At 42.0% G+C, this 11,824-nt stretch carries 11 protein-coding genes and 3 pseudogenes; 1 reads left to right on the top strand and 13 read right to left on the bottom strand.

The window, feature by feature from the left end; translation table 11 throughout:
• Window positions 1–33: 33 nt before the first annotated feature.
• The 4 genes and pseudogenes from ACM0OX_RS01020 to psb34 (ACM0OX_RS01005) form a co-directional block, all read right to left on the bottom strand.
• Window positions 34–816: a COP23 domain-containing protein gene (locus ACM0OX_RS01020; protein ID WP_414512330.1), complete on the bottom strand. Its 783-nt coding sequence runs from the start codon at window positions 814–816 to the stop codon at window positions 34–36.
• Window positions 817–1,225: 409 nt separating this feature from the next.
• A pseudogene (locus tag ACM0OX_RS01015) lies at window positions 1,226–1,599 on the bottom strand (hypothetical protein).
• A 205-nt stretch (window positions 1,600–1,804) separates the two neighbouring features.
• Window positions 1,805–1,975: a photosystem II assembly protein Psb34 gene (psb34, locus tag ACM0OX_RS01010; RefSeq protein ID WP_143873969.1), complete on the bottom strand. Its 171-nt coding sequence runs from the start codon at window positions 1,973–1,975 to the stop codon at window positions 1,805–1,807.
• 233 nt (window positions 1,976–2,208) lie between these two features.
• Complete coding sequence (psb34, locus tag ACM0OX_RS01005; RefSeq protein ID WP_334842080.1) at window positions 2,209–2,379, bottom strand: photosystem II assembly protein Psb34; 171 nt, start codon at window positions 2,377–2,379, stop codon at window positions 2,209–2,211.
• Between the two features lie 420 nt (window positions 2,380–2,799).
• Here psb34 (ACM0OX_RS01005) and ACM0OX_RS01000 point away from each other — a divergent pair, with 420 nt between their 5' ends.
• Entirely contained in the window at window positions 2,800–3,510 is a 711-nt protein-coding gene (locus ACM0OX_RS01000; protein WP_414512328.1) for a pYEATS domain-containing protein, read from the top strand.
• A gap of 46 nt (window positions 3,511–3,556) precedes the next feature.
• Here the strand turns inward: ACM0OX_RS01000 and ACM0OX_RS00995 are convergent, their stop codons facing one another.
• From ACM0OX_RS00995 to ACM0OX_RS00955, 9 genes and pseudogenes are all read right to left on the bottom strand, one after another.
• Entirely contained in the window at window positions 3,557–5,188 is a 1,632-nt protein-coding gene (locus tag ACM0OX_RS00995; RefSeq protein ID WP_414512326.1) for a mucoidy inhibitor MuiA family protein, read from the bottom strand.
• A 121-nt stretch (window positions 5,189–5,309) separates the two neighbouring features.
• The gene (locus ACM0OX_RS00990; RefSeq protein ID WP_414512325.1) at window positions 5,310–6,251 is read right to left on the bottom strand and encodes a LysR substrate-binding domain-containing protein; all 942 of its coding nucleotides are present in this window, start codon (window positions 6,249–6,251) and stop codon (window positions 5,310–5,312) included.
• Between the two features lie 246 nt (window positions 6,252–6,497).
• Window positions 6,498–7,286, bottom strand: coding sequence for a BMC domain-containing protein (locus ACM0OX_RS00985; protein ID WP_414512323.1), 789 nt, complete (start codon window positions 7,284–7,286; stop codon window positions 6,498–6,500).
• A gap of 57 nt (window positions 7,287–7,343) precedes the next feature.
• Window positions 7,344–8,123 (bottom strand): transferase, encoded by a 780-nt coding sequence (locus ACM0OX_RS00980; protein ID WP_414512321.1) that lies wholly within the window; start codon window positions 8,121–8,123, stop codon window positions 7,344–7,346.
• 169 nt (window positions 8,124–8,292) lie between these two features.
• Window positions 8,293–8,538: pseudogene (locus ACM0OX_RS00975) on the bottom strand (ribulose bisphosphate carboxylase small subunit); the annotation flags it as partial.
• Between the two features lie 105 nt (window positions 8,539–8,643).
• A pseudogene (locus tag ACM0OX_RS00970) lies at window positions 8,644–10,299 on the bottom strand (ribulose bisphosphate carboxylase small subunit); the annotation flags it as partial.
• 102 nt (window positions 10,300–10,401) lie between these two features.
• On the bottom strand, window positions 10,402–10,704 hold the full coding sequence (locus ACM0OX_RS00965) for a EutN/CcmL family microcompartment protein (RefSeq protein WP_094327600.1): 303 nt from the start codon (window positions 10,702–10,704) through the stop codon (window positions 10,402–10,404).
• A 6-nt stretch (window positions 10,705–10,710) separates the two neighbouring features.
• On the bottom strand, window positions 10,711–11,055 hold the full coding sequence (locus ACM0OX_RS00960) for a carbon dioxide-concentrating mechanism protein CcmK (RefSeq protein ID WP_010995041.1): 345 nt from the start codon (window positions 11,053–11,055) through the stop codon (window positions 10,711–10,713).
• A gap of 93 nt (window positions 11,056–11,148) precedes the next feature.
• Window positions 11,149–11,457 carry a carbon dioxide-concentrating mechanism protein CcmK gene (locus ACM0OX_RS00955; protein WP_012410633.1) on the bottom strand — a complete coding sequence of 103 codons (309 nt, stop codon included), beginning with the start codon at window positions 11,455–11,457 and terminating at the stop codon, window positions 11,149–11,151.
• Window positions 11,458–11,824: the final 367 nt, after the last annotated feature.

Raw genomic sequence — 11,824 nt, 5'->3', positions numbered from 1 at the left:
TGAAAATCATTTTGTATTAAAAGCCACTCTTGCTTATCGGAATTTACCAGGGCTGAGACGAACACTGTTAGGTTGAGACTGACGACGAATTGCTACTCCACTGCGCAAATTGTTTCCAGTACCACCATCTTGACGATCGAGGAAAGGTTTCAGATTAATCCCACTTCTAGATGAACTAACCCGATTATTGCCACCGCCTAGAAGTGTGCGTCCTAAATTATATAATTCGTTGCCTCCACTACTGCGATCGCCATAAGTGTTAACAGCTATAGTTTGTTGTCCACTGTCAGCAGTAGTCAAGTTCTGAAAAATGCTATTGCGGATAACAACAGGATCTTTTCCACGGGGGACTGTCAGCACAATTCTACAGGTTGGATTAGCTTCAGTTGTAACGCAGACAGTATTTTCGTTATTTTCTACGGATGTCTGAAGTTCTTGTAAGCCATCTGGGCGATAAAGTTCCAAGCGACTGGCAATTGCTATACAACGCCTTTGTGCGTCCCAACCACCACCTAAAGCCGCAGGTGCTGCCCAAGCAAAAAATTGTCCTGGTTGACTTTGTGGCTGATACATGACAGTATACTGTCCATTATAAGTCTGACAGGTAAACCGAGTGGTACCATCAGCAGAGGGTGAAGGTGGTACACCTGTCGATGTGTCTATTGGGACTGGTGCTGATGTGCCACCTGATGGTACTGTTGGTACTACTACACCATCGCCAGTAGAATCATATTGCGCCATTGCTGCCGAATTGCCCAGACACAAAGATAAGCCAAGACTACCCAAAGATATCAACCGCAGCATTTGTGATGACATAAATCATCCTCCAGGAGAATTAAGTAGGGAATTGATAGTTTAAGTGACGAATAATTCTGGCTTTTGATTCAGCAAAAACCTATTTTTTTCCTCTCGTGCTTTTTTCTGTGCGAGTAGCTTTTTCACCGGTGCTTGAATTTCTGTATGATGCCCCACTTCTTGATAGACGTAACGGTTGTAGGACTTATTTGCTTAAACTGAGTCACTCAAATACTTTAGAATTAGCCCTTTCAAGGTCACTGATAAAATCTCTGCTTTCCTCTCTGCGTTCTCCGTGCCTCTGCGGTTTAAAAGTTATTTATTGAACTACAGAGGCGCAGAGAACACAGAGAAAAGAGGAATTATTATCCAAAAATTGTACCCACCTTGAAAGGGCTAGTCCTATACTTGAAAATTTTATTTGTATATGCTAAGACAAATTATTTGGATCGATACCTTGAGATTGTAAATAGGCAATTAGCCGTTCTTTTTGCTGGCGTTCCTGTTCAATTTGTTCCACTGCCCAAAGTAACAAATTACCTGCCTCATCCCACAAGCGGAACCAGTAACCAGTTCTGGCTTCTTTTGTTCCTTGCCAAGTTCCCAGAAATAAACCCATTGAATCAATCCAATGACAACCATTTTCATCAGGTTGCTTTAACTCGTTTCGCGCAAAGCACCAGCCAATAATGGCTGACCTGTATTTTCCACTGGTTCATCCTCTAGGTGAAAATCTGCGGGCAATGCTTCCCAAGATATTACCAGTTCTATTGAAGATTTAGCTTCACCGATTTGGGTTGCCATAAACACCCCTTTTTATTGATTTGTCTTTATTTTATGGCTGACCAGTAGTTTGTTGTGAGGCGTAATGCTGTTATTTTAAAACGCAATACACAACTCACACTTTGGAATGCATCAAACACACACAAAAAACCCCGGCTAATTTGGCCGAGGTCAAGTCGAGAAGTGAGATTAACGATGAGATACAGCGATACCGAAATCTAAAATCTTAGCTGACGCTAAAACCAACCAAAACTAAAGCAGTGACGATTAAAGTTGCAAAAAGACTCTGTAAAACATATTTACGTTGTTCCCAAATTGCTGGGTACTCAGCGTAGTACATCTTGGGTTCTGCTGCGTAGTTGTTGAGAATGCCTTCTTCGTTAGTGGTGGTGTACATAGTTTTTTCTTTTCTTTGTTTTGTTATCTTATGTAACTAAATATAACAGTTTCGTTACAAATCGTCAACAGGACTTGACAAAAAAAGACTGATGGTAAGTATAAAAATGACTTATCAGCACACCACTGCCGTTTGGGATATGTAAAAAACAAAAAACCCCGGCGAAACTAACCGAGGTGACAGAGAGAAGTATGAATGACGATGAGATACAGCGATACTGAAATCAAAAAATCTTAGCTAACACTCAAACCAACCAAAACTAAAGCGGTGACGATTAAAGTTGCAAAAAGACCCTGTAAAACGTATTTACGTTGTTCCCAAATTGCTGGGTACTCAGCGTAGTACATCTTGGGTTCTGCTGCGTAGTTGTTGAGAATGCCTTCTTCGTTAGTGGTGGTGTACATAGTTTTTTCTTTGTTTTGTTATCTTATGTAACTAAATATAACAGTTTCGTTACAAATTGTCAATAAGACTTGACAAAAAAAGACTGATGCCAGCGATAAAGCTAACTTATGAGCGATCGCAGATTCCAGCAAAGCAGTTCTAGGCAATGAAAGTAGCTTGTCTGTAGGTCTCTTTTACCACTCTAGACAGAGAAAAAATGGCGATCGCATTGTAGTGACAGGTAAAAAATGGTGAATTAGAAAATAGAACTGATACGTTAAATCGTTTTCTATATATGAAAAAAGAGAGTACTAAAATGTTTGAGAATTTGAGCTAAAACTAAAAATATTAGGTGAAGAAGGTTTATTCCCCTGTCCAACATCTAACTGACTATTATTAGTGATAAGCTTGACTTTGGATATATCTGGTTTAACAACATAATGAAAATTAGTAATTTTCAGACTATTTATATCGCACAAACCTCTGAGCCATCGCCATCCCCAATTCTAAAAAAGGAACAGGAAGGAGTAAACCTACTAGGTGCGAGTTGGGTTCCTTTCTGGCAAACCATAGTCTGGTTAGTGTTTTGGGTTTTTATAATCAGATATATTAATAAAAATTTTAGCGCGCAAATTAGTAGCTTATTCAATGCTTTTATCGCAAGAATCCAAGATGGTTCTCCAGTTAAATTCGGAAATTTTGTGGAGCTAGATGCTCCACTAGCGATCAAAAATGCACAGGTAAGGACTGCAACTTCGGAAGGTGTGAGTGGTATAACTATCCCTGAAGATATTAATGAAAAAGTTCTGAATTATCAGAAACATTCTACAGGAATTGATGAGAGTGTTTATTTAATTCATACATCTGAGGTGATTGTACCCAAAACTTTAGAAAAACGTGGACTCTACCGGGTTAAGGTTTGGCTAGAGGCTTATTCAGAAGTTGATTTTAATAATTGTATTCGCGTTACCTATCGCTTACATAACTCTTTTAAAAAGCAAATTATTGCTACTGAGTCACATAATAATCAGTTTGAACTATGGCTGAATATTTGGGGAGAGTTCACGGTAATTGCATACGTTGAACGAAAAAATCAAGAAGCGTTATGGCTGACTCGCTATCTCGATCTACCAGGACGCCCACCAGAGTAATTAACACACCCTAATAACTATTAGAGAATTTATTTTTTAGGATTTCTTAAATATCTAACCCGACTACCATTAAGTCAGGCGGATGTTCAAGATTAAACTGATAATATATCTCTCGTCGCTCTTGTGGTGGAAGACTTAACTGCCATTCTAAAATACCCATTTCACCAAGCTGAATTTGTGGATTGCTGCGACTGAGACGTACTTTTATTTGCTCGTTGCGGCTAACTGGCAATTGTTCAGTTAGTTTTAGATTTACTTCTTTGTCTAATAAATTAGTAACAATCAACCGATAACTATAAGTAATCCGGCGCTGGTTGCTAATTAATCTTTTATCTACCAGACGCTCAACTAAGTCGCGCTCAATTTTTAAACCTTCGTCAATTCCTAAGTTCAGTTTAAACTCTTGCCCTGGCGCAATATTTTCTAAATGAGTTGTCCCAATAAAAACGTTGTCGCGGAAAATATTTGCTTTGCCTGGTAACAAAGTCGCACCGTTGGGACTATTTTTCACATTCGCTTGTAGATAAGCAAAACTTACCAAGCGCGGCATTGCCACATAATCGAAGCTACAAGGATAATCATCGTTGAAAATCGTAGTTTTATGAGGTGCGCCATCGCTGGGAATATTACCACCGCCATTCAATTTAAAGGTAACTACACTACCTTCTTTGGATACTTCTGCTGTAACGGTTTCTGCTGCGATAAGACTATCCTCTGCAACTTCTTCTTGTTCTTGCCAATCAGCTCTGGCAGCAGCAGCAGGGGGTTCTGGTATGGTAGGTAGTAGGGGTGGCTGGGCAGTAAATCGGTGTCGTTGTAACAGTTGTGGACGTGGGGCATCAATATACCAAGGTTCAAGTTTAGGTGGAAGTGTACCTAATCCTGGTTTAGCGGTAGAAAGGGTGAGATTTGCACCAATCCAATCTTCACCAGTGCTTTGAGTGATTTCTGCAAGGTAGCTCAGATGCACAATATCGCTGGTAGTGCTAAAGCGCAAGTCATAAAGCGGATTCCAACTAGCACGATTTACTATGTAAGATACCTCTAATTCAAATTCACCTTCACCCGCGACTTCAACTGCTACGACTAAGCTAAAACTTTCTTTAGGATGGGGCGTTTGGATTATTTGCAATGAAGTGTGGAGTGCTTGCAGTTGTTTATCTAATTCCTGCTGTTGAGTTTTGCACTCTCCAGATGCGATCGCATATTCACTATACTGGCTTCCAAGAAAGTTCAAAAAATCCAATGTTTCGCTGAGGCTGAGATTTTTCCGAGACAAACTCTGTGAAAATGGTTCTTCTGTTTTTTCACGTAAGCCAGCGATAAAACTAGATTGTAATGCTAAAGCATCCACCTGAGCTTGGAGGTGGCGTTTTTCTGCTTCTAATTGCTGAATTTGCCTTGTCAAATGTGCTACTCGTTCTGCTACTGGTTCAGTAGTGTAGATGCGATCGCTACTAACTCCCATCAAGCACACCCCTACCGTACCTGTACCGCTAACCCTGACAGACTCAGTTTCTAGAGTCATTGGCACTGGGGTAATTACTAATTCCTGTTCAATTCCTGTTAAATCAACTACACCTCGCCGTGTAACTAATGCTCTGTCAGAATACACGGTAACAGCTACAATCTCGCTTTGTACTGTTTTGCGCCAAGACGGTATTTCCGGGTTAACCACTGCCAGTTTTCCCCCATTTTTAATGATTCTGCTGGTTAATTGTCAATGTTTACCAGTCTAACAGTCAACCCCTTTAGAGAATTCGTAATTCATAATTACGAACTACGAATTACGAATTCTCTTATCCGTGAATTGGTTCAAACGTGCTATGAACAGTATCAGCTTTTTGCTCAACAATATTTTTTGCCGCCGCTAGTAGATACTCATAATAGGCGCGAGCGACGATAGATAGCTGCTTGCCAGATGGGTAAACCATGTACCAATGCCGCTGAATGGGGAAGTGTTGCACATCTAAAATGCTGAACTCTGAAGCGTCTGATAGTAAGGTATGACGGGATAAAACAGAAATTCCTAAACCACCTGCGATCGCTTGTTTAATTGCTTCGTTACTTCCCAATTCTAGCTTGACTTTTACTACTACCCCTTCTTCTTCAAAGAGCTTTTGGACGGCGCGACGAGTTCCTGAACCTGGTTCCCGCATAATAAAAGGTTCGTTAGACAGGCGTTGTATAGGAATATTTTTTTCTTTGGATAAAGGATGATTAGTCGGTGCAAAGACTATCAAAGGATTTTCTAGAAATGGTTCACAAGTCACATCGATATTGTCTGGAATTTGACTCATAATATATAAGTCATCCAAATTTTGACTCATCCGTTCCAAAATTTGTTCGTGATTTGTGACTTGTAGCGAGATATCAATCCCTGGATAAAGTTCGCAAAATGGCCCTAACAAACGTGGGATAAAATATTTTGCTGTTGTAATCACTGCCAAACGTAATTGTCCCTGCTTTAGCCCTTTTAAATCTGCCACCTTCATTTCATACTGGGCTATATTGTGAAAAATCTGCCGACAAGTAGCAAACAACTCCCGTCCTGCCTCCGTCAGATACAATCGCTTCCCCACTTGCTCAAATAATGGCAAACCTACCGATTTTGTTAGTTGCTTGATCTGCATAGAAACGGTAGGTTGGGTGAGAAACAATTCCTCAGCAGCACGAGTAAAGCTACTGTGCCGTGCCGCCGCCTCGAACACCTTTAACTGGTGCAGCGTCGCTTGGTTCAAGGGTGATTCTCCTATATATAGCGATTAATAGATATAAAACTAGTATTGCTGAACACTGGCAAATGATATAGTGATGCTCACAGAAAGTTACGAGTTTTATCATAGATAAAACTCTATTGGTGTTATTAGAATAAAGGTATTTTATTTATAGATTGAAAAAGCTATTATTCAGAATAGCTTAAGCGTAAGATGCCTTCCATCTAAACGATGAATGCTGAATGATGATTTGACAAAATTCATCTATCATCATTCATCATTCCATAATTCTTCTTGAACTTTTGTAGGTAACTTGGTTAAGTCTGGTAATCTTAGTACCTCGATTTCCGCAACTTGTTCTTTAATATTCACTGGCAAGTTTAAAGGTTCGCGTTCTTCTATCCAGCAGCTTGCTAACGGTAAAGTTAACTCCATTTCGTCCAGCGGTCGAGGAATTACCATTACCGCATTCAATTCTCCAATGCGTTCTGCTTCAAACATCCCCGCTTCTACTGCTACCGCTACATTGGCTACGGAACCCCGAATAATAGCTGTACACAAACCCGCACCAATTTTTTCATAAGCTGCTAAATAAACATCAGCAGCTTTGAGCATAGCATCACACGCTCCTACCATCGCGGGAAATCCTCGCGTTTCTACCAAACCAATTGCTTGATTACTCAGACGGCTGTAATTGCCCTCTTCCATCAATTTAGTGAAACGGGTTGTGATGGGAAGCACTATATCTAGGTTGGGATAAGGTCGGGGAATCACCAAACTAGAAACCAACTGACCAAACTGTTCAGCCGTTTGCACACCAGATTCTACCGCCAGACGTACGTCAGCAATTCCACCCCGGACGATCGCAGTACAATGACCACTACCAGTTTTTTCATACCCAACCAAGTGAACTCCTGCCGATTTCAGCATCATATCCGCCGTCCCAACGATCGCCGGAAAGCTACGGGTAGAAACTAAACCCAAAGCAGTATCTTGAAAGGTTTCTTGACTACTCGCTCCCTGGATGGTGCGAATAGACCGTTGATTATATGTTTCCATGATGAATTCTCCAAAATACGGAAAAAGACGACACCTTACAATTAACACTTACTCTGACTAATCGTCAGGGTTTGGGTCATTCAAGGATTGTCTGTGAGGAAACAGTGTAGTCAACAGTCTGCTTATGCTCCCTTGTCCATAAATTTGAGTCCCAAAACCGTTAGGGGATTCTGTGGTTGGCTGACTGGGGTCTGAATGATGTTGATGTTCTGTTGACTCTTGGGAGACTTCCCCCAAGGTGGAGTCAGTATCATTGTCCGGTTCCTCCACAGGAGGAGACTGACTTTCGGGAGTGGCGGGAGATTTAAAATAAGAAATCGACTTGTTTTGTTTGAAATCTACAAAAGCCGAAGCTGAGAAATTAGTTGAGGAAACTACCTTTTCCTTAACTCCACCTGAGCTATTTTCCTCTTCCTTCGGTGGTGTATTTGTAGTAGAAGTTGGGTTATTTGTAGATGCTTCTAGCTGCTTTGTTGGCTCAATCTGCCGACTGGTGTCTCCTAAAATTGAACCAGGCGGTACTACTTGTTCGGGTTCAACCGAATAGTTAAAAACTGTAGTAGCCGAACCAATACAAGCATTTGCGCCAATTTTACCTTTGCCAATCATCAAAAAACCGGCTCCCAGGTTTGCACCTGCTTCTACTTCTAGAGTGCCTTCATGGACTTGGAGAATTGCTCCCATACCAATACAGACCCCTGGCCCAATAACGATCTTGCTGTTTACAGCCGCTTGGAGGATTACCCCAGGTGCAAGTACCGCGCTTGGATGAATAGTCACCTCACCACTAATATAAGTATCAAAGTTATTGCTGAGGCGCAGTAGCGGCACAGACATGGAAATTTTAACCTCGGCAGCCGGAAGAAGATAGAGAGTTAGAAGTTAAAAGTGAGGAGTGAGGAGTTAGTTAAAAGTGGGGAGTTATAAATTTTAAGTTTGGAGTTATGAATTAACAATCTTTTTTAACTCCTAACTCCTAACTCCCAACTCCTAACTCCCTAACTCCTTAAGGTCGTTGAATAATCGTTTCTAATACGCGACGCTTGGCTTTGGGGTCTACACCAATTAAGCGCACATATTCCCCTTGGTATTCGCCGAGCTGTCTTTCTACGGCGGCGATCGCTTCTCTTTCTGAAGAGGCTTGAATTTGACCAGTACTAGTCCAGGAACCTGTACGGAACCGTCGTTGATCTACGTGTTCAATGCTAATTTTTGAGCCGCTAGCCAATAATTGCCGGAGTTGGTCTACTACTTCACTACTCAAGCGAGTAGCAGTAGCTGTTGCTGTTGCTGTAGCAGAGGGTGCTGCACTAGTAGTAAATGATTTCTGACCACCAGAGGAGGCTACTTGACCATTTGGACGTTGGATAATGGTCTCTAATACCCGCCGTTTCGCTTTTGGATCGATACCAATTAAGCGTACATATTCCCCTTCGTATTCGCCGAGGTGTGCTTCTATGGCTGCGATCGCTTCTCTTTCTGAGGAGGCTTTAATTTGACCAGTACTAGTCCAGGAACCTGTACGGAACCGCCGTTGATCTACGTGTTCAATGCTAATTTTTGAGCCACCAGCTAATAAATGCCGGAGTTGGTCTACTACTTCACTACTCAAGCGGTTGCTGCTAGTCGTTCCCGTACCAGAGGGTGCTGCACTAGTAGTAAATGATTTCTGACCACCAGAGGAAGTTACTTGACCATTTGGACGTTGAATAATGGTCTCTAACACCCGCCGTTTGGCTTTGGTGTCAATACCGATTAAACGTACATACTCGCCTTGATGGCTTGCTATACATTCTTCCAAAGCGGAGATGACTTGATTTGTGGAAGTTGCATCAATTGGCTTACAACTAGTCCAGGAACCAGTGCGGAAACGACGCTCATCTACGTGTTCCATACCAATTTTGTAACCACCTGCCAAAAGTTGGCGGATTTGCTCTAGAGTTTCGCCACCGACTTTGCCACTGCTAGAACCGTTACCGTTGCCGTTACCATTACTACTGCTGTAACTGCTATTGCTACGACCAGTCGGCGCTTTAAAGCTGGTAGCTGGTTTTGCATCATCATCGGGACGTTGGATGACGCTCTCTAGCACACGTCGTCTATCTTTGTCAATCCCAAACAGTCGGACATACTCGCCGCTATGGTCATTTAGACAGCTTTCTAATGCTGCGATCGCTTCACCGAGGGATCTCGGTTCGATTGGTTGGCAACTAGTCCAAGAACCCGTGCGGAAACGTCTTTGGTCTACATGTTCCGTACCAATTTTATACCCTTGCCCCAATAGATACCGCAACTGATCTATTGTTTCTGCACCCAAGCTATTGCTCGACACTTCACTACTCCTTTCCAACTCTAAAACAGTAATACCATTACCTGTATAAGATTTAGCATTCTCATCCCGGATGGGTGCTATACATTTGCTATCCGCAGCACAGAGATAACCAGCTCGTAAGGCCTGATTAATTCCAACCACATGATGAGCAAATTCTTTATCCTGATCTTGCACATCTGGCAAGCGATCGGCTTGCTGTTGGCTGGTAATTATCGCTCCCGAAGGTACATACTTACCAGAGGGAATCTCTACATCTTGAATCAAAGCGTGCATCATCACGATGCAACCTGCACCCACCCTGGCATTAAACACCGTAGAGCGAAAGCCAATGAAGGAATTATCACCTACATAAGCTGGCCCGTGAATTAGAGCCATGTGGGTAATGCAAGCGTTTTTACCAATCCATACTGAGTATTTATTTTGGTCATCGCCAATTACTCGGCCTTGCTCCAACCCATGAATGACAACACCATCTTGAATATTAGTGTTTTCACCCAGATAAAAAGGTGTGCCTTCATCCGCTCTAATCGTAGTCCCCGGAGCAACGATTACATTTGCACCTATTCGTACATCCCCAATCAGATTGGAGAATGAATGTACAAAAGCAGTTTCATGGATTTCGGGTTCAGCTAAATTCCTTGACCACGGGGTTGGGGGTGCCGCTGTGCTGCGGACTGCCATCGCGAGATTCCTCCTGAAATTAAGTTATGAGTTATGAGTTATGAGTTATGAGTTTTAACTCCTCACTCCTCACTCTTAACTCCTAACTTTTTTAACTGTTGACTATCGATATTGATCTTTTTTGCTGTAAATGAGGCGATCTTCAACGTAAATAGTATCTATGATCGCCACCACTGCTGCATCCAATGGACGCTGTTCATTGCCAACAACTTGACGAGCGGCACTACCACGAGTGATGAGTACCCACTCATCTACTCCTGCTCCCACAATATCTGCTGCTACTTCATACTCTGGTAGGATATTGCCGTTTTCATCTACTAATTGTAACAATAGTAGTTTCACACCTCTAAGAGTTGGATCTTTTTGGGTGCTAACTACTGTGCCGCGAACTTTGGCAATTTGCATTACAAATTACGGTCTTCTACCAAAAGGACGAATTGCGTTCACATTTTCCCGGAACTGCTCTACGTCTTCGGTATAACGAATTGGGAGGACGTATTCCAAGTTTTCGTGAGGACGAGCAATGATATGAGTAGACAGCACTTGTCCACCATTAACTCGCTTTACAGATTCAACTCCTGCGGCCACAGAAGCTTGCACTTCCGAAACGTCACCCCGAACAATTACCGTCACCCGACCACTACCGATTTTTTCATAACCTACTAAAGTGACGCGAGCCGCTTTCACCATCGCATCAGCGGCTTCCACCACTGCTGGAAAGCCTAGCGTTTCAACCATTCCCACTGCAATTGACATTAGTTTTAATCCCTATTTCAAAGTTTTTAGCCTTGGACAAAAGTGATGCTCTTTTCAGACAAAGAGCGTTAATTACTTTGTTTAAACAGCTTTTTAAGTACGGAATTGTTCCACCGCTTCTGTGTAACGTATCGGCAAGACGTATTCCAGGTTTTCGTGAGGACGAGCAATGATGTGAGTGGATAACACTTCACCACCAAATACTCTTTTTGCCGCTTCAACCCCAGCTGCTACAGAAGCTTGTACTTCCGATACATCTCCCCGAACTATCACGGTGACGCGAGCGCTACCAATTTTTTCATACCCTACTAAGGTGACACGGGCGGCTTTCACCATCGCATCAGCAGCTTCCACCACTGCTGGAAAGCCCTTCGTTTCAATCATTCCAACTGCAATTGGCATCGCAGAACTCCTACAAAATTAATGCAATCTGTACTGTCGTTTGAATTTTTTGACGGGGAGAGCCTGATCTTATAGCTAAGAAAACACTTCCAAATTAAGCATAGGAAAGCTTGGCGTTCCTGGCAATATAAATTACTATAATAGTTTATGATAAGAAAGTTTTAAAAAACTTAACAAAAAGTTATCTGGGTATATGAGCAATTAAAGTTTACAGATTCCTTGAGCTGGCACTTATGCTTTATAATTTCTTTATCACATTTACAAAACGACATTCATAACCAAGGCTAATCCTATCTGATGAGAGGTAAGCAGCGGCTGTATCTTTTGCTGTATCTATCTTTCCTCAAATATTTCTAAGTGTACAATG

The organism is Nostoc sp. PCC 9305 (assembly GCF_963920915.1).
Taxonomy (GTDB): domain Bacteria; phylum Cyanobacteriota; class Cyanobacteriia; order Cyanobacteriales; family Nostocaceae; genus Nostoc.
This window is presented reverse-complemented; position numbering and strand designations above follow the sequence as displayed.